This is a genomic window from Actinocrinis sp., assembly GCF_035653575.1.
GTDB lineage: Bacteria > Actinomycetota > Actinomycetes > Streptomycetales > Catenulisporaceae > Actinocrinis.
In genome coordinates, this window is sequence record NZ_DASRBQ010000062.1 from 19,583 (window position 1) to 42,760 (window position 23,178).

The 23,178-nt window shown below is 68.0% G+C and carries 14 protein-coding genes; 9 read left to right on the forward strand and 5 right to left on the reverse strand.

The genetic code is table 11. The features are described 5' to 3' along the window. Positions 1 to 19 precede the first annotated feature (19 nt). The 4 genes from VFA06_RS09050 to VFA06_RS09065 all read right to left on the reverse strand — a co-directional run bounded on the left by VFA06_RS09050 (position 20) and on the right by VFA06_RS09065 (position 8,880). Positions 20 to 3,049: a glycosyl hydrolase family 95 catalytic domain-containing protein gene (locus VFA06_RS09050; protein ID WP_324839994.1), complete on the reverse strand. Its 3,030-nt coding sequence runs from the start codon at positions 3,047 to 3,049 to the stop codon at positions 20 to 22. Positions 3,050 to 3,153: 104 nt separating this feature from the next. Beyond that, positions 3,154 to 5,601 carry an RICIN domain-containing protein gene (locus tag VFA06_RS09055; protein ID WP_324839995.1) on the reverse strand — a complete coding sequence of 816 codons (2,448 nt, stop codon included), beginning with the start codon at positions 5,599 to 5,601 and terminating at the stop codon, positions 3,154 to 3,156. Positions 5,602 to 5,632: 31 nt separating this feature from the next. Continuing rightward, complete coding sequence (locus VFA06_RS09060) at positions 5,633 to 8,086, reverse strand: ricin-type beta-trefoil lectin domain protein (RefSeq protein ID WP_324839996.1); 2,454 nt, start codon at positions 8,084 to 8,086, stop codon at positions 5,633 to 5,635. Between the two features lie 104 nt (positions 8,087 to 8,190). Then, a complete protein-coding gene (locus tag VFA06_RS09065; RefSeq protein WP_324839997.1) occupies positions 8,191 to 8,880 on the reverse strand; it encodes a peroxiredoxin family protein in 690 nt (229 codons plus the stop codon). A gap of 343 nt (positions 8,881 to 9,223) precedes the next feature. Between VFA06_RS09065 and VFA06_RS09070 the strand changes: the two genes are divergently transcribed. The 6 genes from VFA06_RS09070 (at position 9,224) to VFA06_RS09095 (ending at position 19,105) form a co-directional block, all read left to right on the forward strand. After that, positions 9,224 to 10,240, forward strand: coding sequence for a LacI family DNA-binding transcriptional regulator (locus tag VFA06_RS09070; protein WP_324840014.1), 1,017 nt, complete (start codon positions 9,224 to 9,226; stop codon positions 10,238 to 10,240). Between the two features lie 148 nt (positions 10,241 to 10,388). Further along, entirely contained in the window at positions 10,389 to 11,771 is a 1,383-nt protein-coding gene (locus VFA06_RS09075) for an extracellular solute-binding protein (protein ID WP_324839998.1), read from the forward strand. Positions 11,772 to 11,805: 34 nt separating this feature from the next. Continuing rightward, on the forward strand, positions 11,806 to 12,846 hold the full coding sequence (locus VFA06_RS09080) for a sugar ABC transporter permease (RefSeq protein WP_324839999.1): 1,041 nt from the start codon (positions 11,806 to 11,808) through the stop codon (positions 12,844 to 12,846). A gap of 11 nt (positions 12,847 to 12,857) precedes the next feature. Then, a complete protein-coding gene (locus VFA06_RS09085; RefSeq protein WP_324840000.1) occupies positions 12,858 to 13,706 on the forward strand; it encodes a carbohydrate ABC transporter permease in 849 nt (282 codons plus the stop codon). Between the two features lie 3 nt (positions 13,707 to 13,709). After that, positions 13,710 to 16,673, forward strand: a complete 2,964-nt coding sequence (locus VFA06_RS09090; protein ID WP_414639857.1) for a glycoside hydrolase family 2 TIM barrel-domain containing protein — start codon at positions 13,710 to 13,712, stop codon at positions 16,671 to 16,673. Beyond that, the gene (locus VFA06_RS09095) at positions 16,667 to 19,105 is read left to right on the forward strand and encodes a glycoside hydrolase family 95 protein (RefSeq protein ID WP_324840015.1); all 2,439 of its coding nucleotides are present in this window, start codon (positions 16,667 to 16,669) and stop codon (positions 19,103 to 19,105) included. Before VFA06_RS09090 ends, VFA06_RS09095 begins: the two co-directional genes overlap by 7 nt. Positions 19,106 to 19,145: 40 nt before the next feature. Here the strand turns inward: VFA06_RS09095 and VFA06_RS09100 are convergent, their stop codons facing one another. Then, positions 19,146 to 19,604 carry a MarR family winged helix-turn-helix transcriptional regulator gene (locus VFA06_RS09100; protein WP_324840002.1) on the reverse strand — a complete coding sequence of 153 codons (459 nt, stop codon included), beginning with the start codon at positions 19,602 to 19,604 and terminating at the stop codon, positions 19,146 to 19,148. Positions 19,605 to 19,747: 143 nt separating this feature from the next. Between VFA06_RS09100 and VFA06_RS09105 the strand changes: the two genes are divergently transcribed. The 3 genes from VFA06_RS09105 (at position 19,748) to VFA06_RS09115 (ending at position 23,115) form a co-directional block, all read left to right on the forward strand. Beyond that, the gene (locus VFA06_RS09105; protein WP_324840003.1) at positions 19,748 to 20,851 is read left to right on the forward strand and encodes a substrate-binding domain-containing protein; all 1,104 of its coding nucleotides are present in this window, start codon (positions 19,748 to 19,750) and stop codon (positions 20,849 to 20,851) included. A gap of 213 nt (positions 20,852 to 21,064) precedes the next feature. After that, a complete protein-coding gene (locus VFA06_RS09110) occupies positions 21,065 to 22,801 on the forward strand; it encodes a hypothetical protein (protein WP_324840004.1) in 1,737 nt (578 codons plus the stop codon). An 11-nt stretch (positions 22,802 to 22,812) separates the two neighbouring features. Further along, positions 22,813 to 23,115, forward strand: a complete 303-nt coding sequence (locus VFA06_RS09115) for an urease subunit gamma (protein ID WP_324840005.1) — start codon at positions 22,813 to 22,815, stop codon at positions 23,113 to 23,115. Positions 23,116 to 23,178 lie beyond the last annotated feature (63 nt).

Genomic DNA, 23,178 nt, shown 5'->3' on the forward strand with positions numbered 1-23,178 from the left:
CGCTACTTCCAAACACGCCCTAACCGATGGCGATGGCGAAGATGTGCAATTCGGCGGTCTTGGCCGCCGGGACCGGGCCGACGTTGGGCAACTGAACCCGCGTCACCGTCTTGCCCGCCGCCAGCGGGATGCCGGCGTAGAGCACGTAGCTCGGCTTGTTGTACTGCGTGTTGCCGGCACGGTTCTGGTAGGCCTCGGTGACTGCGGTGGTCTCGCCGGAGGTGGGCGTGGCCTGCCAGTCGGTCGCGCTCAGGGTGAACGACTGCACAGTCCCGTCGCCGTAGATGATGGAGCCGGTCCCGGAGAGCGGACCGTACGTCGCGGCGAAGAGGAATCCGAGTGTTGAGCCGGATCCGCCGAGGTTGATGATCTGGCCGGCAGCCAGCGTGTTGTCGTTCTGCCCGCCGCCCTCGGCCGGCCATGCGAACGTCAGGCCGCCCGCGGTGACGGTTCCGCCGGAAGCCGCCCCGGCTGTGGCGAGGGCCTGTGACGACATGCTCGCGCCGTTGCCGTCGAAGTTGCCCACATTGGTGTTCGTGTCGCTCGTGACGCCGACGTTGTCGAACGACGCCGCGAGTGACGCATAGGCTGTCGGCGCGTCAAGGCCGATGCTCTGGCTGCCCAGGTGCTTTGCGGCGGTGGCCGGCGTTCCGGTCACCTGCGCGAAGGGCAGCGCCGTAGTCGGGTTCGCGGTGGGTTCGAGCAGATAGGAGTGCCCTCCGGTCGCGCCGAGGGTGAAGGTTCCGGCCGAGGTGGGACCGAGCACGATGGCGCCGCTCGCGCCGTCGACGGCCTGCACCAGTTGGCCGGGCCAGGGGTTGCGAATCGTCATCGAGTGCGTGGCGCCTGTCACGATGCCCACGGTCACTGTCGTACCGCCTTCGACCTGGACGTCCACCTTGGTCTGGTCACGCAGGTAGACGGTGCCTGAGGCGTCCCAGCCGGACGGCCATGCCGGCGCGATGCGCAACGTGCCGTCGTAGTCCGTGACCAGCGCCTCGTCGAGCGCGGTGGTCACCACGCCGGGTTCCTCGATGAACGGCTCGCTGCCCTGGCTGCCCAGCCACGAGGCCATGCCGGAGGGGAAGACCTGGTATTTCTCGACCGAGGCGACCAGCGTGCTCTGCACCTGCGCGGGCAGGTCGAGGCGGGCGGCGTCGATCGCGTCGTCGGTCCAGTCAGGGTTGTTCACGTTGGGCCGGTAGGTATACGTGCGCTGAGCCAGCGCGGTGAGCGAGCCCGAGTCGTCGCCGATGACGTTGTAGGGCCACACCGGTTCCAGGCCGATGTTCTCCGAGTTGTGGAAGGCAGCAGTGGGCTGATACGAGTCGCCGATCACGTCGGTGCCGGAGGCGTCCGCCGAGGCCGTCAGCAGCTGGGTGTGCGTGGATTCGTCGGTGCGCGCGTAGTCGGGCAGTTCGGTCAGTGCGGTGCTCAGCTGTGCGGAGAGCGTCTGGTCGGTGCCGAGCAGCGCGGCGGCCTGGATCTCGGCCGGGAACAGCGACCGCATCGCGGCAAGCGTGGTCGTCGGATCGGTGACGTCCCACTGCGTCTCGTGCGCGTTGCTCACGGTGTGCAGCAGTCCGTCGCTGCCCTTGCTCGCATAGGAGTAGAGGAACTGCGCGGACTGGCTGATCAGCGGGTAGTAGGTCTTCAGGAAGTCGAGATCCCCGGTGTCAAGGTACTGCTGCCAGATCCACAGCGAGATCTCGGCGCCGCTGGTGATCGTCTCACCGTTGTAGGTGGCGGTGGCGTTCTGGCAGCTGACGGCGAAGGTCGTGCTGGTGTCGCTCTGGTAGCCGTTGCCGTTGAAGCGCATGGTCTCCGGCACGCAGATGCCCGGCAGTCCGCCCATGTTCGCCTTCGTCCATGTCTGGATATTGGCGAGGTTGTTCAGATAGAGGTTGTAGACCGGCAGGTTCAGCGCGTACTGCCCGGTGCTCAGGTTCGCCGCGACCTGCTGGCGCAGATTCCAGAACCAGTACGCGTTCGGATAGAACGGCTGGCTGTCGGCGGAGAAGTTGAACAGCGAGGCCGCGCCAGAGGTCGAGCCCGGCAACTGCCCGGTGGTCGGTTCTTCGGCGGCGTTGTCGAAGAGGTAGAGGGTTCTGATGTTCTCGAGGTACTGGGCGGCGCCGTCGGATGAGGAAAGCTCCAACAACCCGGCGTTCGCCCAGAAGTTGTGCCACCAGGTGGTGGTCGTGGAGTATGGCGCGCCGCCGGTGGAGAGGGAATCGGCGCTGAAGATAGTTTGTGCTGTCGTCAGCGCATTGCCGCCGGTCCAGTGTGGCGCGGCGACGATGACGCGGAACGAGCCGTCGGCGTTCGGGGTGAAGCTGACGCGCACGTCGGTCGAGCTGACGACGGAGGCGGCGACGTCCTGACCGCCGGCGGTGATCGCGGCCATCGAGCCGAAGGTACCGGCGGTGCCGATCGGTGCGGGCACGTCGGACCAGGTTTCCGCGAGAGTACCGATCGCCCCGGACGCCGCCGCACTCGGCGCGCGTCCGCTCCACAAGTGCACGTCGGCGGTCTGCGTCGTGGACGGATCCGCGCCGGTCACGTCGACGATCAGTTCGTCGCTGCTCTGCGCGCTGCCTTGAGCGACGAAGGCCCTCATGGTCATCCCGCCGCCGGACTCGGTGAGCACGCCGTCGTACAGGTCGAGGCGGCCGGTGAAGTTGGGGGCGGAGGTGAGCTTGGCCAGGCCGGGGATGACCACCTGGCCCGGTGACTTGCGGCCGGGCAGGGTGTCGGCGCGGTTGAGTTGCGCGGTGAACCCGCCTGCCGCCCACGCCGCGACGCCGAGCGAGCCGTTGCCGAGCGGGAGCGACTGCGCGGCCTGGGAGTTCGGGCTGCCGAGTATCACGTCTGAGCGGTCGACGACGCCCGCGGTGTTCTCGGAGAACGCGCCGTTCTGCCATGCGGTCGTGGGTGTGGCGGCGCGCGCTCGCGGCGCGGGACCGAAGGCGGGCAGCAACAGCGCGACGCCGAGGGCGCAGAAAACCGCCGCCGCGGTCCTTCGTTGCACACGTGGATGGGTGACCATGGAAACCTTCCTCAATGCATGCGTCTTAAAGGCATGCGTCTTATGCGCGTGGCGCGCCGATCGTCGAATCGGCGCGCCACGACAGGAATCAAAGAGTTAACGAATTAGCTGACCGGGACGAGCGTCCACAGCTGGTTGTTGTTGCCGTTCGGGTACCACTGGTCGATGGTGGCGCCGTTGGTGCTCGACGCACCGGCCACGTCCAGGACGTCGCCGTCGGAACGGGACTCGATCGTGTACGTGCCGTCGCCGGTGGGGCGGATCAGCCACTGCTGGTTGGTGCCGCCGTTGGGCGTCCACAGCTCCAGCTGCGTGCCGGGCCAGGTGGTGACGTTGGGGATGTCCAGCGCCTTGCCGCTGGCCACGCCGGTGATGGTGTAGTAGCCGGCGCTGTTCTGGCTCACCGTCCACTGCTGGTTGGTGGCGCCGGTGGACGGCCACTGAAGGATCGGGGTGCCGTCGGCGGTCTTGCCACCGGAGGCGTCCATCAGCTGGCCGCTGTTGACGTTGACGATGTTGTACTTGCCCGACAGCGCCGTCGTCGTGCCCGGCGTGACCGAGAAGTTCGAGTACTCGACCGGGTAGTAGCCCGCGGTGCCGAGGCCGACCTGCCCGCCGGTGTAGCTGGCGTCGGTCACCGTGGCGACGGTCGTACCGTCGATCGCCGCGGTGATGGTGGTGCCCTGGAAGCCGAGGGCGAGGTGGTGCCAGGTTCCCGTGCCGGGCGCCGTGACGGTGCCGCTCGCGAGCGTCGTCCAGTTCCACGCGGAGTCGGTCTTGAGCAGCGACCAGGCGCCGGTGTCGGCCAAGCGCAGATGGTAGGCGTTAAGGCCGTTGTTGTTGCGGTTCTGCGCGACGACGCGGCCGAGGATCTCCGCGGCGCTGCTGCTCTGTTCCAGGAGCACGTCGCTGCCGACCGTGTAATTGCTCCAGCTCAGATCACCCATCAGCGTGTACGGCTGATCGCCGGGTTCGTTGGTCCAGCGGATCGGCGTGGTGGGCGCCATCTGGCGCAGGCAGTTGCCGCTGCGGCCGCCTTGGCAGGGCTCTGCCTGGAAGGCGCCGTTCATGGTGGCGAAGTAGGTAGCCTCCTGCCCGGTGGTGTAGTTGGCGAAGCTGTCGCTGTAGGGGAGAGGCAGGATGCTGCGTTGCGGGCTGGTGGTGGTGCCCGCGCCCTGTCCGGTCGTGGTGGTGACGGTGTAGATGTGGCCGGGGGCGAGTGTGAGCTGGTAGCTGCCGCTGGTCGCGGTCAGGTCCGTGTTCTGCACCATGTGCGGTGTGGCGGCGCCGGGCTGGGAGAGGTCGGTGGACCACACGTGCAGCGATCCGCTGGGCAGGCCGCCGGTGACCGAGAGGGAGACGGTTTGGGACGCGGTGGCGTCCATCGTCTCGAAGACGGTGCTCCACGCGCTGCGATCGGGCGAGGCGTAACTGACATAGCTGCCGTTGCTTCGACTACCGCCCAGGTAGCCGGAGGCCGTGTTCAAGTACTGCCAGCCGGGCGCGGTGAACTGAGTGGTCTGCGCGATCGCCCAGGTGGTGCGGCCGACCGTGTAAGCCCCGGACCACGGCTGGTTCGCAGTGATCAGGCCGTCGTCGTTGAAGAAGAGTTCCGGGTAGATCGAGGCGACGACCGGCCAGTTGATGTACGCGGTCATCTGCCCGTCGAGATAGCCGCGGTTGATGCCGCGCGCGGTGGCCGCCGCGCCGAGCTCGGCGTCCTCGGAGCCGTTCTCGCTCGCCCACAGCTGCTTGCCGGAGGAGACGGCCGCGGAGGTCGACGGGCACGAAGTCTCCGCGGTCAGGTAGCCGCAGGGGTAGTGCGTGCCGATGATGTCGACGGAGGAGGCGAACGTGGAGTTGCTGTCGATGTCGTTGGCGATGTTCCAGTTGTCGTCGGCGCCGACGATCTTCACCGCGGAGTAGCCGTTCGCGTTCAGGGTGCTGCGAAGCTGCTCATACCAGGAGATGTTGTAGCTGCGCTCGTTCCAGCCGCCGAGGTAGTCGATGCTCAGGCCGTTCTGCTTGGCGCAGCCGAGCCAGGAGATGAGGTAGTTGATGGTATTGGTGGTCCAGAAGGTGCTGCCGACCCAGCCGGGCGCGCCCCAGGCCAGGCCGTACAGCTTGATGTTCGGGTTGCGCGCCTTGGCCTGCTGCATCAGCCACCATTCGTAGCCGTTGGAGCAGTTGATCGTGCCCTGCGTGTGCTCGATGCTTGATTCGGCGCCGTCGGTGGAGTTGGTGTCGCCGCCGATCTCGGCCTTGAGGATTTGCAGGTCCGCGCCGTGGCCCGGTTTGAACAGGTAGTCGAGGATCTGGTTGCGCTGGGTGGCCGGGTAGTCGACTAGCAGGCGCGTGTTGCCGCCACCGCCGCTGATCGCGCCGACGCCGTCGAACGTACGCCCGGGGCTGGTGCCGTCGACAGTGATCGTCGTGTTCACGGTCGCGGCATGAGCGGGGGAGATCGGCGCGAGGCCGGTCAGCGCCAGGCTGAGAGCGGCGGTCGCGAGGACCGCGGCGCGCGGTCGCCTCCGCCTTCGGATATCAGGCATGGTGTGGAACCTTCTGTTTCGGCGGGAGGGGTTACAGCTCGGTCCAGGTCTGGTTCGAGGCGCTGGTGCACGTCTGGAGCTGGAGCTTGGTGCCGTCGGCAGTGGCGCCGCCGGTCGGGCCGATGCAGAGCCCTGACGCGGTCTCGGTGATCGTGCCGCTCGGATGCGTGGTCCACTGCTGCGTCGAACTGCCGGTGCAGCTTTCGATCACGACTGCCGCTCCGGCCGTGGCCACGCCGCCAGAGACGTCAAGGCACATGGTGGCCGCGCCGCTGTAGACCTGGAGCTCGCTGCCGGCCGCGCGAGTGAACTGCTGGTTGGTGCCGCCATTGCAACTCCACAGCTCCGCGGCGGTGCCGGCGCTCTGGCTGCCGCCGGTGATGTCCAGGCAGCTGCTGGACGCCGAGTTCAGCAGGGCGCCGTAGTTGTGCGCGGCCGGGACGGCGCTGAGGGAGATGTCGTCGCCGTACCCGGTGGCGGTGTTGGTCGGCGGATTCCAGAAGTAGATCAGCGCACTGGTGTTGGTCGACCCGGTGGTGAACGTGACCGCGCCGGCGGTGTAGTTGGTGGTGCTGACGCAGGTGCGCGTCTCCGTGCCGCCGAAATTCTTCACACCGACGTACACGCACTGCCCGGCCGTCGCGCTCTTTGCAAAGCCCTGCAAGCGGTATTGCGTGTTCGGGGCGAGCCCGGTCACGGTCTGCTCGGCGCCCGCGCTGCTGCCGCCGGGCAGCCGGACCGCGTCGTTGCCGGTGCGGGCGTTGCCGGTGGTGGCCGCCGCGCCGCCGTAGCAGTTCCAGGACGAGCAGCCGCTCTCGAAGCCGGTGTTGACCGGCGGGCTGAGCGGTGTGGGGACGTCCTCGGCGCCGATGGTGTGCGTGCCCGCAGTGGTGACCGGGTCGCCGAAGAAGTCCTGGGTGCCCATCGAGCAGCCCGCGATGCCCTGGCAGATGTTGATGCCGCCGCCGAACGCGGGCGAACCTGCCTGAAGCGTGTCAGCGGTCAGCGATACGCCGGTGCCGCTGTAGGTCGGGTTGTTCAGCAACGGGTTGCTGGTCAGCGAATGCGTGTCCTGACCGGTGGCCGACTGGTACGCGGACAGGCCGGAGTAGCTCGTCCCGTTGTGCGTGAAGGTCGGCGTCGTGCCGGTGGAGACGTAGTAGATGTTGTTGTCGAAGGCGAAGCTTCCGGTGGTGTTCAGCAGGTCGGCCTGCGTGGAGTAGACGATGTTGTTCTTGAACAGCCCGGACGCGCCGCTGGTGGTCTGCTGGAGGAAGGGGCGGCCGTTCGCCGGATTGAAGTAGAAGGTGTTGTTGTACAGCTGGACATTGGTCGAGGCGGTCTGCCACAGATCCATCTCGTCGCTGCTGGACGAGGATTTCTGTTCATTGTCGGCGCAGACGTTGTATCTGAATACGTCGTTGACGGGCGTGAAGCCGTGGTCGCCGAAGACGGCGAGGCAGTACCCGTCGTTGTTGTGGCCGTAGTTGTACTGCAGGGTGTTGTTCGAGTTGTAGTTGTCGATGTCGAACGCACCGCCGTCGCTGCTGCCCCAGGTGTGGTTGCTGTAGGACTCGTTGTATTGCAGCGTGCAGTTCTGGCAGTACCACTCCCACAGACCGCTCGGCGTGCTGCCACAGGCGGAGCAGGCCCCCGAGTCGTACGCGACGCTGTTCTGGATGGTGCCGTTCTGCACCATCGTCATCAGGATGCCGTCGCCGGCCACGGTGTGCGCGGTGGAGTTCTCGATGGTGATGTTCTGGCCGATCGGCGTGCCGCCTGGGCCGGGCACCGAGGTGCCGGGCGGGAAAGCGCCGTAGGCGCCGCCGACGAAGATGCCCTCGCCGACGTTGGCGTCGTGCGCGGTGACGCCGTTGATCACGACGTTGTCGATGACTTCCTGGCTGCCGCGCGGATAGACGTACACCTCGCCGGAATCGCCGCGCACGGTGGTGGTCCCGGTGGCCGCGGAGACGTCGAGGTTGGTGAGGTTGAAGTTCGTCAGGGTGGCGTTCGCGGTGTTCCCGGTGATGTAGACGCCGTAGTCGACGCCGCCGGTGATCTTGAGGTTCTGGAGGTTCCAGTAGCTCTGGTCGGACAGCTGCACGGCCGCGGCGGCGCTGCTTCCGGCGGCGATGACCGGGAGGGCGCCGGTTCCGTAGGCATCGATGGTGATGGCGGCGGCGCTGCTGCCGGAGCCCTGCGGAGCGAGGTTGCCGGAGCAGGTGGTGCCGCGGTCGAACAGGATCTGATCGCCTGGCTGGAAGGTCACCGCGTTGACCGAGGCGGTGCTGTTCCAGGGGCTTGCCTGGGTGCCGGTGCCGTTGGTCGTCGCGGCGCAGTCGACGTAGTACGTCGTGCCCGTGGCAGCTGCGGCCGGCGCCGCTTCGGCCATCACTGAGCCGGCCGCCACGGCCGCGACCGCGGCGAGCAGGGCGAGCGACCGGCGCAGCAATCCGCCGGGCGGCTGGGAGGTTCGCGGCATGGGGGTACCCACTCCTCTGGTTAGGTGCGTGTCTGTGCTGGTTTGCCGATGCGCGGATGTGCGGGACTGCGTTGTGGCGCCTGGGAACGCGAACGCTGGAGCGCTCAGGACGCGGAGGAAACCGGCAGACTTGCCGTGATGCTGGCGGCGGCCGTCGAGGTCAGGACGTATCCCGGCCATCGGGCGAGGATGGTGCCTGAATCGTTGATCAGGAACGAGCTCGGCGTCGAGACGACCCCGTACCGGTCCGCCGCGCCGCGGCCGGGATCTGCCAGCAACGCGACCGGACCGAGCTGCCAGTCGTAGGCCGTATTTGCCAGCGCGCCGGATCCGGCCGATGCACCGCTTTCATCGACGATCGCCACGTGCAGCCCACGGACGCCGTACTGCGTGGCGAGGCTGACCAAAGCCACCGCCTGGCTGCGCGAAGGGGTGTCCGCGGTGTCCGGCTGGGTGCTCAGGAAGGAGACCAGCGTGACCGTGCTGGTGGCGGACGCGAGCGCATACCGGTTCCCGGTGGCCGCGTCGGTCAGGTTCAATGCCGGTGCTTGGGCGCCGACGGCGAGCGGTGCTGCGGGGTGCGCGCCTGCGGCGGCGGAGTCTGCCCGCCCGGCGGAGTTGCCGCCGCGTCCGGCGCGGTCGTGCCCGACGAGAACCGTGACGGTCACGGCGACCGCGATCAGCAGCGCGAGCACAGTGGAGACGGCCGCAGCGGCTGGGATTCGCGTGGGCGCGGCGCGAGACGGGCGCGCCGCGGGAGGAGGATGGCCGCGGGTGCGGGTCGGCGCGGGCATAGTCACCTCTTTGTGTATGCCGGAACGTCGCGGGAGAGGGGGGCGGGTTGTCGAGCGTCGCGCGCTGCCGTCATTTGACCGCTAAAGCTGCGCAAGCCGAGAAGCTAACGAAGGGTGACTTGCGCGTCAAGAGGTGGCGAAGAATCCGGTCTCCGGTTCAAAGATCAACGCATTGTCCGCGTGGAGCGCGATGTTTACCTATTCTGATGCATCACCATGCTCGGGTGATAGGTGGCCACTGGAGGTGGCGCCTCGACGTGGGGGTTGACTCAACCGGACAGCGCCGCTACGGTCCGGTGCAGTGAAATTGGACCGGTCAAGTAAAGGTGGCGCCGTGGTGACGATGGCAGAAGTGGCCGCGCGTGCAGGGGTCACCAAGCAGACCGTGTCCAACGTGGTGACCGGCAAAGTGGCGGTACGACCCGAGACCGCGGCCCGCGTGCGGGCGGCGATCGAGGAGCTGGGCTACAAGCCGAACCTGGTGGCCCGCTCGCTGGCCACCGGCACGACGATGACCGTCGGGCTGTTCGTGCCGACGGTGGTCAACCCGTTCTACTGCGAGGTGGTCGAGGAGGTAGAGGACGTCCTGATGCGCCACGGCTACAACCTGCTGCTGGCCACCACGCAAGGCGACGCGGAGCGTACCCGCCAGCATCTGGAGATCCTCACCGCGCGCTCGGTGGACGCGCTGCTGGTGGCCGGGGACGAGGGCGTGGCCGAGCAGTTGCCGACGCTGACCGGGGTGCGGTTCCCGGTCGCGCTGTGCGCCTGGGAGGTCGATCCGCCGGACAGCCTGCCGGTCGTGTCCATCGACTACGAGCACGCCGGCTTCCTGGCCGGGCAGCACCTGCGCGAACTGGGCCACGAGAACATCATCGTGATCGCCGATCTGCCCGCGCACCAGCGGCGGATCGATGGCCTGCGCCGCGCCTTCGGCCGCGACGGGCTGACCGTCAGCGACCAGGCCGTGTTCGCCACGGCGCAGTCCTCCCCGGACGGCGGGTTTGACGCGGCCACCGGCGCGCTGGCCGCCTACCCGGACGCCACGGCGATCTTCGCGACGCACGACATCCTCGCCCTCGGCGCGCTGGAAGCCGCCAAGCTGGCCGGGCGAGACGTGCCGCGGGACCTGTCTGTCGTGGGGTTCGACGACATCGCCGAGGTCGGCCGCGCACACCCCGCGCTGACCACGATCGCCTTCCCGAAGCGGCAGATGGCCCAAGAAGCCGTCGAACTGCTGCTGCGCGCGGTGCAGTCCGGTGAGCCGCCCGCGAACGCCATCTCACTGCTGCGGCCACGGCTGGTCGTGCGGTCCAGCAGCGCCCCGCCGCCGGCGCGCGGCGTGGACGCGGTCGCATAAGTAAATAGCTTGGCTCAATGAGCGGGTTCGGGCCGCGGCGCTGACGAGTTCAGGGCGCCGTGTCGCCCTCGGCATGCCCGAAATCCCAAAACGCATATCAGTTTCTTGTCGTGTCCGTTTCTCCCGCCACCCTCAAAGGGGGACACCGATGTCCCAGAACTCGCTTTCCCGCCGCGCCTTCCTCGGCCGTACCGGCGCCGCCGCCGCCGGGCTCGCTTTCGGCGGCAGCGCTCTGGCTGCCTGCTCGTCGAGTTCCGCGACCAAGACCGCGGGCGGCAAGGCCGTCCTCAACGTGATGATCGACAACGTGGACACCGACCAGGCGTTCGCGCCGGCGCTCAAGGCGTTCCAGGCCGCCAACGACTGCGTCGTGAAGGTCTCGAAGTTCGACCAGGTCAAGCTGAACGCCGCGTTGGCCGCCGGCAGCCCGCCGGACCTGGTGCGCACCAACGGCGCCGCCGAGATGCCCAACATCATCGCCCGTGGCCTGGCCGAGAACCTCGACCCCTACTTCGCCAAGAGCCAGTACTTCAAGTCCGACGACCTCGACCCGATCATCGGGGTGTACAAGTTCGACGGCAAGACCCAGGGCAAGGGCTCCATCTACGGAATTCCGTCCGACTATTCGCAGGACGCGATGATCTGGTACCGCACGGACATGCTCGACGCGGCCAAGATCCCGCATCCCTCGACCACGGACCCGATGTCGTACGACGAGTACCTGACCATCGGCAAGCAGCTGACGAAGCGCTCCGGCGGCAAGACCCAGGTCTACGGCTTCGACCCGGTGTGGGGTTTCGACAATCAGGCGCACCTGATGCAGATGATCGCCCAGCAGGGCGGTTCGCTGTGGAACGACGACTTCACCAAGGCCGACTTCACCACGCCCGAGGCCCGCAAGGCGTTGCAGTGGTACATCGACTGGGGTAAAGCCCGCACCGGCCCGGGTCCGCTGGATCAGGAGTCGAACTGGGACGGGCCGGTGTACGACGCCGACCGGATCGCGATCGTCAGCTACGGGTACTGGTTCAGCCAGGAGATCCTCGGGCAGGACGCGGGCGCGAATTCCGCCAAGCTCCAGCAGGTCTCGGTGTTCGCCCCGGCGCCGCAGTTCGGTTCGACCCGTGTGGACGCGTGCATGAGCGGCTCCGGCGCGTGGATCCCGGCGAAGGCCGCGAACAAGGACCTGGCGTTCAAATTCCTCGAGGCGTGGCGCGGATCGGGCACCGACGGCGCCAAGGCCCACTTCGCCCAAGGCGGCGGCCTGCCGCTGTGCCTGAGCAACCGGAAGTACCTGCCGCAGAACACGCCCTTCACCTCGGCGACGTACGCGACGCAGATGAACAACGTCAAATACCTCAGCGTCCTGAAGTTCTCTCCGTACGCGGCGGGCTCGGCGATGGAGGCCGCGCTGAACACGGCGCTGACCGGAGCGGTGCAAGGCGGCGCATCGCTGGATGCGACGGTGTCGAGCCTCCAGGCGGCCGTCAACGGGATCATCGACTCGGGTAAGGCGCAGCTCGGTGCCTGAGACGGCGTCCAAGAACGATGCGTCTAGGAACACCGTGTCAGACGACGCGGTGTCCGACAACGGCGCCCTGGAAGCGGTGCCGCCGCGTGCCCTCGCGGCGCGCGGCGCCGCCTGGACCCTCCAACGCGGCCCCCGGCGCTGGCGCCGCTATTCGCCGTGGATGTTCTACGCCTTCGTCTCGCCCTGGCTGCTCGGCTTCCTCGCGCTGACCGCCATCCCGATGTTCTACGCCCTCGGCATGTCGTTCACGAACTTCGACGGCCTCTCAGGGCACTGGCACTGGGTCGGCTTCGCCAACTACAACAAGGCCTGGCACGACCAGCACTTCTGGTCCGGCCTGCGCACGACTGCGGTCTACGGCGTCGTCACCGTACCGCTCTCGCTGGCCGGCGGCCTGGGCCTGGCGGTGCTGGTCAACCGGCGGCTGCGCGCGGTCGGCGTGTTCCGCACGATCTTCTACCTGCCCTCGGTCATCCCGGTGGTCGCCACCACCTTGATGTTCAAGCTGCTGTTCGACCGCAACACCGGCCTGCTGAACACGGTGCTCTCCTGGTTCGGCGTCGGCGCGGTCGGCTGGCTGTCCGACCCGTGGGCGTTCAAGATCATGGTGCTGCTCGCGCTGTGGGGCCTCGGCGGAGGCATGGTGATCTTCCTGGCCGGGCTGCAAGGCATCCCGGCGGAGCTGCTGGAGGCGGCGACGGTCGACGGCGCGGGCGCGTGGCAGCGCTTCCGCCGCATCACGCTGCCGATCCTCAGCCCGGTCGTCTTCTTCCAGTTCGTATTCGCCACCATCGCTTCCCTGCAAACGGTAGTGCAGCCGCTGCTGCTCTCGCCGGCGGTGAACTCCGGTGCGGGCGGCGGGTTCACCGATCCGACGCACGTGCAGGCAGGCGACTACCTCTACATGGTCCATGTCTACGCCCAGTTCTTCGACTATCAGCAGTACGGGTACGGCGCGGCGCTGCTGTGGATCCTGTTCGTGGTCATCCTCGTGATCACGGCGGCGATCCTGCGCAGCAGCTCGTTCTGGGTCTACTACGAGGTCGAACAGGACGGAAAGGCCGGTCGGCGATGAGCGGCGGCGGCATGACGTTCGGCACGCGCGCGGACCAGCGGCGCAGCAGGTTCCTGACGTACACGGGGCTGATCCTGCTCGCGGCGCTGTTCGTCGCGCCCGTGGCCTGGAACTTCCTGTACTCCCTCAAGTCCGCGGCCGAGTCGGCGTCGATCAATGTCCACCTGCTGCCGCAGCACGCTCAATGGGGCACCTACAAGCAGGCGCTCACTCTGATCGACTTCTGGCAGTACCTGTGGAACACGCTGCTGATCGCTGTCCCCTACGCGACGCTGATCACCATCACCAGCGCGCTGGTCGGGTTCGGTTTCGCGCGGCTGCGCGCCCGCGGCCGCTCCGGGCTGTTCGTCCTGATGCTGGCTACCAGCATGGTGCCGCAGATCCTCACCGTGATCCCGACCTATGTGCTGTTCACCCGGATTCACCTGGTCAACACGCGCTGGCCGTGGGTGCTGTGGGGACTGGCCGCCTCGCCGTTCCTGGCCTTCCTGTTCCGCCAGTTCTTCGCCTCACTCCCGGCCGAGCTGGAGGACGCGGCGATCCTGGACGGCTGCGGCTGGCTGCGCATCTTCGCGCGGATCTTCCTGCCGCTGTCCAAGCCGGTGCTGGCCACCTCCTTCATCCTGTCGTTCACCTGGGTCTGGGGCGACTTCTTCACTCCGGAGATCTTCCTGAACAACGACAAGACGACCCTGGCCGTCGCGATGGGCAACGGCTATACCGACCCGGTCACCGACACGCCGCTGTCCAACGTTCTGGCGGCCGGGACGATGTTCTACGTCCTGCCGGTGCTGATTGTCTTCTTCCTCGCGCAGCGCTCGTTCGTGCGCGGCGTCGCAACCACCGGTCTGAAAGGTTAGGAAATCCCGTTGCCGACGGACCACGCCTATGTCGAAGACCGTTCTCCCGGCTGCGGCAGCCTGCGCCCGCGCGCGGCTTTCGCCTCCGACGCCCAAACGATCGAGCTGGATGGTGTCTGGCGCTTCCGCCTCGCATCAGGCCTCGACGACATCACCGAAGGCTTCGAGGCAGTTGAATTCGCCAGCGCCGCCTGGGACGAGATCGCGGTGCCCTCCAGCTGGCAGATGCACGGCATCCTGGACGCGCCGCAATACAGCCTGCCCGCGTACACGAACATCGTGTACCCGTTTCCGCTCGATGCGCCGCGTGTGCCGAACGAGAATCCGACTGGCGAATACCGGCTCGAATTCGACGCGGACGCCGATTTCCCGGTTGCGCACGCGGCGCTGCGATTCGAGGGCGTGGACTCGTGCTTCGCGGTGTGGCTCAACGGCATCCGGCTCGGCGACGCCAAGGGCAGCCGGCTGCCCAGCGAGTTCGATATCTCACACGCCCTGACCCCTGGCCGCAACGTCCTGGCCGTGCGGGTGCACCAGTGGTCGGCGGGCAGCTACCTCGAAGACCAGGACATGTGGTGGCTCTCCGGAATATTCCGCAGCGTGCGGATCATCGCCCGCGGACTGGAGGATTTCTTCGTCCACGCCGACTACGACGCCGGCACCGGCTGCGGCACCCTCAGCGTCCAGACCTCCGCCGCAGCTCAGCTGTCAGTGCCCGAACTCGGCCTGGTCGGCGCCGATCCCGCCGGGCCGCACACCTTTGACGCGGTCACGCCCTGGTCTGACGAACAGCCCAAGCTTTACGAGGGCTTTCTCGTCGCGGACGGCGAGACCATCGCGCTACGCATCGGCTTCCGGCGGGTAAGTGTGGACGGCGGTGTGCTGACCGTCAATGGCAAGCCGATCCGGCTGCGTGGAGTGAACCGGCACGAGTGGCACCCGGAGACCGGCCGCGCGCTGACACCCGACACGATGCTCGCGGACGTGCTGCTGATGAAACGGCACAACATCAACGCCGTGCGTACCAGCCACTACCCGCCGGACTCGCGCTTCCTCGATCTCTGCGACGCCTACGGGCTGTGGGTGATCGACGAGTGCGACCTGGAAACCCACGGCTTCGTCTTCGGCGGCTGGCAAGGCAACCCCAGCGACGATCCCGCATGGCGCGAGGCGTACCTGGACCGGGCCGCGCGCACGGTCGAGCGGGACAAGAACCATCCCTCGATCATCGCCTGGTCGCTCGGCAACGAGGCCGGCACGGGACAGAACCTGGCCGCGATGGCGCAGTGGATCCGCGCGCGTGACGACAGCCGCCTGATCCACTACGAAGGCGATCACGAGAACGCCTCCTACGTCGATCTGTACTCGAAGATGTACGCCGGCTATGACGAGGTGGCCGCAATCGGCCGGGGCCAAGAGGCGCTGACCAGCGATCCGGCGCACGACGCCCACCGCCGCGGCCTGCCGTTCATCCTGTGCGAATACGCGCACGCCATGGGCACCGGACCCGGCGGCCTGTCCGAGTATGAAGAACTCTTCGACGCGCATCCGCGCCTGGCCGGAGGCTTCATCTGGGAGTGGATCGACCACGGCATCGCGCAGACCGCGCCTGACGGCTCGCGTTACTACGCCTATGGCGGCGACTTCGGCGAGGAGATCCACGATGGCAACTTCGTCGCCGACGGCTTGGTCTTCCCCGACCGCACCCCGTCGCCCGGACTGCTGGACTACAAGAAGGTCAGCGAACCGGTCCGCCTCACGATCGACCCCGACCGCCGCCACATCGCGATCCGGAACCTTCACCACTCCCGCAGCACCGCCTATCTGCGCTGGCGGTGGACGCTGGAAGCGGACGGCGATCCGGTCGCGACCGACGACCTGCCCGTGGAACCCGTAGGCGCGGCGCAGACGACGATCGTCCCCTGGCCGGACAAGCTCGACGCCCTTCTCAGTGCCCCGATCGCGACGGCGGGTGAGTTGTGGCTGACCGTCAGCGCCTCGCTCGACGCCGACGAGCCGTGGGCCGCATCCGGACACGAAATCGCCTGGGCGCAGTCCCGAATCCTCCCGGCAGCCCAGGCCGGGCTCGCACCCGCGCCCACGCCGCCGCAGCTCGCCCTGGTGCCGCTCGCCCACGACGGCGCCGACACGATCGTCCTCGGGGCGGCGCGGTTTGACCGCCGCACCGGTGCACTGCGCCGCCTCGGGGACCTCCAGCTCGACGGACCGCGCTTGGACGTGTGGCGCGCACCGATCGACAACGACCTGAGAAACGCACTCGGCGCGCCGCTGATCGACGCCTGGCGCGACGCCGGGCTCGACCGGATGCGGCACAAGCTGCTGTCCGTCTCGGCTGGACATGACAACCTTCTGATTCAGACGAGGGTGGCCGCAGCCGGTGCGCAGGTCGCATTGCGAGCCGACTACCGCTGGACCGCACACGCCGACGACGGCGCGCTCTGGTTGACAATCGAGGTGACACCGGAGGGTACGTGGCCGTGCCCGCTGCCCAGGCTCGGCGTCGCCATGACGATCCCCGGCGCAGACGCCGATACACAGATCGAATGGTTCGGTCTCGGTCCCGGCGAGGCTTACCGCGACACCGGCCAGGCTGCACGCGTAGGCCGCTACCGCGCCACCGTCGCGGCGATGCAGACTCCGTACGTTTTCCCGCAGGAGAACGGCAACCGCCGCCAAGTACGCCGAGCCCGCGTAACGCGCCCGAATGGGCGCGGGCTGGAACTTGTAGGCGCTCCCTGGTTCGATCTGACGGCCAGGCCATGGAGCACCGCAGCGCTCGAAGCCGCGCGCCACACCAGCGATCTGCGCGCCGATGGATCGCTGCACCTGCACGTCGACCACGCGCATCACGGCATCGGCAGCGCGGCCTGCGGTCCCTGGCTGCCCGCGCAGTACACCCTTGCCGCGGTGCCCACGAGCTTTGCGTTCGGGCTTGCGCCGTGCTGAGTGCGGACCGGATCGATGACTTCGGATCCGACGACTTCACACTCGACCGACTTTGGTACCGGCGACCGGCCGAGAGCTTCCTTGAAGGCCTGCCGCTGGGGAACGGCCGCTTGGGCGCCATGGTCTACGGCGGCGTGCGCGAGGAACGCATCGAACTCAACGCCGACACGCTTTGGTCGGGCGGCCCGGGTCCGCGCGACCGATACCGGGCCGCGATGCACCTGCCTGCCTTGCGCGAAGCCGTGCTTCGCGATCGCGACTACGTGCGCGCCGACGAGATCGCCACGCGGATGCATGGTCCCGACACAGAGGCGTACCAGCCGCTAGCCACGCTGCGCATCGGGTTCGCAGGCGCGGCAGATGACGTGACCGGCTATCGCAGGACCCTGGATCTCGACCGCGCGGTTCACACCACCGCCTACAAGCTGGACGGCGTGAGCATCGAGCGGCAAGCCTTCGTTTCCGCGCCCGCCGGTGTCATGGCACTGCGCATCAAGGCCGAGCGCTCCGGCGCTCTCGCCTTCACCGCGCGCTTCGACAGCGTTCATCCAGACACACGAACCGAATCGCATCACGAGGGTGAACTGGCGATCCGGGGCCGCGTTCCCGCGCACATCGCCTTCCAGCATGAACGACCCGCCACCTATTCATCCGACGCGGGCATGGGCTTCGCCGCTGTCCTGCGCGTGATAGCACCGGATGGCCGGGTCGCCATGGCACCCGATTCGGTCACCGTCTCAGAGACCGATGACGTCGTCATCCTGGTCGCTGTCGCCACCGGCTATCGCGGCTGGCGCAATGCGCCGCTCGGGCCGGACGATTCGGTGGTCCAGGAGGCGCGCCAGTTCGTGCACGCCGCACAACGACGGTCATACGAGGAACTGCACACCGAGCACGTCGCCGACCACCGGCGTCTCTACCGGGCCTGCGCGGTGCAGCTTGAGCCTGCCGACGAATCGTCCGACGCGCCGACCGAGGAGCGCACAGTCGCAGCACGGTCGGGTTCCTACGATCCGCGTCTAGCCGCGCTGCTCTTCGCCTACGGCCGGTACCTGCTGATCGCTTCCTCGCGCCCCGGCACCCAGCCGGCCAACCTACAAGGCATCTGGAACCGCGAAGTCGCCCCGCCGTGGAACAGCGACTGGACCACGAACATCAACGTCCAGATGAACTACTGGCCCGCGGAGACCACCGGACTCGCCGAGTGCCACGAGCCGCTGTTCGACTTGATCGGCGATCTTGCCGAAGCGGGCGCGTGTACCGCCAAGACGTCCTATCGGGCCCGCGGCTGGTGCTGCCACCACAACACCGACCTGTGGCGAGCCACCAACCCGGTGTCCGGCGATCCGGTCTGGGCGACCTGGCCGATGGCAGGACCCTGGCTCGCCGCGCACTTGTGGGAGCATTACCAATTCACCGGCGACATCGAGTTCTTGGCGAAGCGCGCTTACCCGGTGATGCGTGGCGCCGCCCGGTTCGCGCTCGACATTCTCGTCGACGACGGCGAAGGAAGGCTGGTCACCTGCCCGTCGACTTCCCCGGAACACCACTTCCGTGCGCCGGACGGCCGGCTGGCCGCGGTGTCCGCCGGGAGCGCCATGGACTACTGGCTCATCGACGAACTCTTCGAAACCACCGCAACCGCCGCCGCACTGCTCGGCACAGACAAGACGTTCGCCGCGCGGCTCACGCGGACACGCTCACAGTTGCGCCGGCCGGCGACAGGCGCAGACGGACGTCTGCTGGAGTGGTGGGAAGACCTACCGGAGGAGGATGCCGGACACCGCCACCTCTCCCACCTCTACGCCCTCTATCCCGGCAGCGCGATCGACCCCATCTCTGAAACCACGTGCGTTGAACCGGCCCGCAAAGCACTGAAACGGCGACTGGAGCACGGGGGAGGAGGTACCGGCTGGAGCCTCGCCTGGGTGACCGCACTCGCCGCGCGCTTGGGTGAAGCGGAACTTGCCCATCAGGCGGTCGGCACGCTGTTGACCACGTCCGTCGCGCCAAACCTGTTCGACCTGCACCCGCCCGGCCTCTTCCAAATCGACGGGAACTTCGGCATCACCGCAGCCATCGCCGAGATGCTGCTGCAATCGCACAACGGCGTGCTGCGTCTGCTGCCCGCGCTGCCGGGCGACCATTGGCCGAATGGCGTAGCACGCGGCCTGCGCGCACGCGGCGGCGTCGTCGTCGACTTGCGCTGGCAGCACGGCGAACTGCGCCAAGCCAGGTTGACCACGAGCCGGCCGCTAGCGGAACTCGCGGTCGCAACACCCGGCCGAAGCCAAGCCCGGACACCACGGCTGCGCCGTGCGGACGGCCGCGTCACGCAGCCGTGCACCTATCGCCGCGCCGACAACGGGCAACTGATCCTCAGCACGGCCAACCCTGAACCCGCGACCTATCTGATCGACTTCGTGGATTGAGCCGCTGACCGCGCTCGTCGGCCGCGAAGCCCCAGCGTGCCTATCCTGCGGTGGGCGCGGGCGAAGGGACGGGGATGCGGTGCGGCGCGGACTCCAGGGTGTCGCCTAGGTGCGCGAGTCGCGTGGCGAGAGTGCCGTCGTCGGCCAGCGAAGCCGCCACCTCGCGCACGATCGCAGCCGCGCGCTCGTGTAGCGCCGCGCCGCGCTCGGTCAGGTAAACCAGAACTCTGCGTCGGTCGGCAGGATCGGGGCGTCGGTAGACAAGCGCGTCGGTGACCATCCGGTCGATCAGCTTGGTCGCGGTCGGTGCGGGCAGCAGGGCGTACTCGGCGAGCTCGGTCATGGTGCGTCCGGCACCACCGGCCAGGAATGCCAGAGCGCGCCACTGTTCGAGGGAGCAGCCCTCCGGCTCCAGTGCCGCGGTCAGGCGGCGGGCCGCGAGGTGCTCGGCGCGGCTGAGCAGATGAACCAGGTCACGGGGGGGTGTCGCGCTGCTCACGCGCTCTCTCCTCTCGTACGGCGAAGCCGCGCCCGTCGCCTGATCGGCGCTGGACGTGCGCGCCACGCGCCCGTCACCATAGCGGCACTGCACCTTCCACGCCTGTCCGCCGTACGTTCTCGTTCTCGCCTCGAGGTGGTCGCGTGCCCGCCGAGCCTCCGCAGCCGCCGTCCGCCGGCGCGCTCGCGCCCGGCCGCAGGACGGAGGAACTGGCCGTGGCGCTGGTGGTGCCGCTCAGCGGGCCGGCCGGGGTGTTCGGACCGTCCTGTGAGCTGTCCGCGCGCCTGGCGGTCGGCGAGCTGAACGAGACCGGGGGTGTGCTGGGCCGGCGGGTGCGGCTGGTGCCGGTGGACGGCGGCCGCGCACCGCGGCAGGTCGCAGACGATGTTGGCGCGCTGGTGTCGCTCGGCGCGGTGGACGCCGTGGTGGGCTGGCACATCTCCGCGGTGCGCAGGGCTCTGAGTCCGCGGATCGCCGGGCGCGTGCCGTACGTGTACACCGCGCAGTACGAGGGCGGCGAGAGAACACCCGGAGTGTTCGTGACGGGTGAAACCCCGGCCGGTCAATTGCTGCCCGCGATGCGCGTGCTCGCGCAGGCGGCTTCGGCGCGCCGCTGGTTCGTGGTCGGCAACGATTACGTCTGGCCCCGCGTCACCGCCCACGCCGCCAGGCGTTATGCGCGCGCATGCGGCGGCGAAGTGCGTGGGGCGGCGTTCGTGCCGCTGGGCACCGAGCGCTACGACCGTGTGCTGAGCGCCATCGAGCGCAGTGGCGCTGACGCGGTGCTGATGCTGCTCGTCGGCGCTGACGCGGTCCACTTCAACCGCGCGTTCGCGCAGCGCGGCCTGCACGGGCAGATGCTGCGGCTGAGCACCCACATGGACGAGAACATGCTGCTGGCCACCGGCGCGGAGGGCACCGCGAACCTGTGGGCGGCCGCGGGCTATTTCGAGACCCTGGCCACCGCGGAGAGCATGGATTTCGGCGGCCGGTACGCCGCGCGGTTCGGCGCGCACGCGCCGGTGCTCAGCAGCCTGGGGGAGTCCTGCTACGAGGGAGTACGGCTGCTGGCCGCCCTCGCCGAGCGGGCCGGCACCCTGGATGTACGTGCTCTGATGCGAACGGGAGAGGGCGTGCAGTACGAGGGTCCGCGCGGGCCGCTCGCGCTGCGCGGCAACCACGTCGCCCAGCGCATCTACCTGGCGCGCGCCGACGCGTTCGACTTCGACATCGTCGCGCAACTGTGAAGCCCCCTCGCTGTGCCGGTCGTGCACCGTGCGCTGTTCGCGGTGCGTCCCGAGTCCATGGTAGGGCTCTGCACTCGCGAATACCCCTTCGCGGAAATAATTTCTCTGTGAAGTAACGTGGCGTAACACATCCTGCACCGGCGCGCGGCACGCTCGTGCCGTTCCGGAGGCCGTTTCCGGAGCAGCCATCCGCGACTGTGACAGGGGAAGAGCATGACCGACATCGGCAGCCGGTCCGCCCAAACCGCGCCACCGCTGCACGTCGAAGCGGGCACTGCGCCGCACACCGAAGCGAGCACCGCTCGACGCTCGTACCACCGCTGGGCCAAGAACGACACGCTCGAGGACTACTCACTGCGTTACGCGCCCAAGTCCTTCCGCCGCTGGTCTCCGTACGTCGTGGCCACCACCGCGCTCGGCGGCATCGCGTACCTGGCCGACTTCGCCATCGGCGGCTCGATCGCCATCTCCTACGGCTTTTCCAGCGCCGCGGTCGCGATCCTGATCGCGGCCGTCATCATCTTCGCCACCGGTGTTCCCATCGCGTACTACTCGGCGAAGTACTCCATCGACATGGACCTGCTCACCCGCGGCGCCGGCTTCGGCTACCTCGGCTCGACGCTGACCTCGATCATCTACGCCAGCTTCACCTTCATCTTCTTCGCCCTCGAAGGCTCGATCATGGCGCAGGCCTTCCAGCTCGGCCTGCATATCCCGCTCGCCGTCAGTTATCTGATCTCCTCGCTGCTTGTCATACCACTGGTGATCTTCGGGATGACGGCGCTATCGAAACTGCACGTGTGGACGCAGCCGATCTGGTTGCTGCTGATGGTCGCCCCGTTCGTATCCATCGCGATTCAGGATCCTGGCAAGTTCGCCGCGTTCACGCACTTCGGTGGCAACAGCTCCAGCGGCTCGTCCTTCAGCGTCCTGGGCGCCGGAGCCGGGGCGGGCGTCGCGCTCTCGCTGATCGCGCAGATCGGTGAGCAGGTGGACTACCTGCGCTTCATGCCCGACAAGACGGCCGCGAACAACAAACGCTGGTGGGCAGCGGTGCTGACGGCCGGACCCGGCTGGGTCGTGCTCGGCGCGCTCAAGCAGCTCGGCGGGGCGTTTCTCGCGTTCTACATCGCCGACCGCGTGGGCCTGGTGAAGGCCGATCAGCCCATCCAGCAGTACCTGGCCGGCCTCAAGACCTTCGCCGCCCCGGTCGCGCTCGGCCTGGCCACCTTCTTCGTGGTCCTCTCCCAGATCAAGATCAACACGACGAACGCGTACTCCGGCTCGCTGTCCTGGTCCAACTTCTTCTCCCGGCTGCTGCACTGGCACCCGGGCCGGGTGGTGTGGATCTTCCTGAACGTCGGCATCTCGCTGGCCCTGATGGAGGGCGGCGTCTTCTCCTTCCTCAACAACGTGCTCGGGTTCTACTCCAACGTCGCCATCGCCTGGATCGGCGCCGTCACAGCGGATCTGGTCATCAACAAACCGCTGAAGCTGAGCCCTTCCTACATCGAGTTCAAGCGCGCGCACCTCTACAACTTCAACCCGGTCGGCTTCGGCTCGATGCTGATCGCCTCCGTGGTCTCCATCGCCGCCTATTACAACGCGTTCGGCGCCTACGCCAAGGCGTTCTCCCCGCTGATCGCGCTCGGCATCGGCATCGTGCTATCCCCAGTGCTCGCCTACCTCACCAAGGGCCGCTACTACATCGCCCGCATCGACCAGATGGCCGAACCGCTGATCGTCGATGGTCAGCTGTCGGCGGCCACGCTGACTTGCACCGTCTGCGCCGATGTCTTCGAGCGTCCCGACATGGCGGCCTGCCCCTTCCACGAAGGCGCGATCTGCTCGCTCTGTTGCAGCCTGGAGAAAGACTGCCACGATGCCTGCAAGAAGACCGGACCGGTCGACTTGGGAATGCCTGTCGCCGCGGCGGCGGCCGAAGCCTGAAAGGCGCGCAGATGCTGCTCTCGCCCCACGAACAGGAACGACTGCTGATCCACGTCGCCGCCGGGCTGGCCCGGGAGCGACGGGCGCGCGGCCTGCGGCTGAACTACCCGGAGGCGGTCGCGGTCATCGGCTCCTTCCTGCTGGAGCGGGCGCGCGACGGGCAGGGGGTGGCCGAGTTGATGGATGCCGGCCGCCGGGTGCTCACCCGCGAGGACGTGATGGAGGGGGTGGCCGAGATGATCAAGGAAGTGCAGATCGAGGCCACTTTCCCGGACGGCACGAAACTGGTCACCGTCCACCGGCCGATCGGGTGAGCACCGTGTCAGCGAACGGCGCGTCAGACAACACCGCATCAGACGACACCGCGTCAGAACACG

Coding starts and splice junctions, on each gene's coding strand:
- VFA06_RS09075 (WP_324839998.1), top strand. CDS start 10,389: ATGTCCCAGAACTCGCTTTCCCGCCGCGCCTTCCTCGGCCGTACCGGC.
- VFA06_RS09085 (WP_324840000.1), top strand. CDS start 12,858: ATGACGTTCGGCACGCGCGCGGACCAGCGGCGCAGCAGGTTCCTGACG.
- VFA06_RS09060 (WP_324839996.1), bottom strand. CDS start 8,086: ATGCCGCGAACCTCCCAGCCGCCCGGCGGATTGCTGCGCCGGTCGCTC.
- VFA06_RS09110 (WP_324840004.1), top strand. CDS start 21,065: ATGACCGACATCGGCAGCCGGTCCGCCCAAACCGCGCCACCGCTGCAC.
- VFA06_RS09050 (WP_324839994.1), bottom strand. CDS start 3,049: ATGGTCACCCATCCACGTGTGCAACGAAGGACCGCGGCGGCGGTTTTC.
- VFA06_RS09115 (WP_324840005.1), top strand. CDS start 22,813: ATGCTGCTCTCGCCCCACGAACAGGAACGACTGCTGATCCACGTCGCC.
- VFA06_RS09070 (WP_324840014.1), top strand. CDS start 9,224: ATGGCAGAAGTGGCCGCGCGTGCAGGGGTCACCAAGCAGACCGTGTCC.
- VFA06_RS09065 (WP_324839997.1), bottom strand. CDS start 8,880: ATGCCCGCGCCGACCCGCACCCGCGGCCATCCTCCTCCCGCGGCGCGC.
- VFA06_RS09055 (WP_324839995.1), bottom strand. CDS start 5,601: ATGCCTGATATCCGAAGGCGGAGGCGACCGCGCGCCGCGGTCCTCGCG.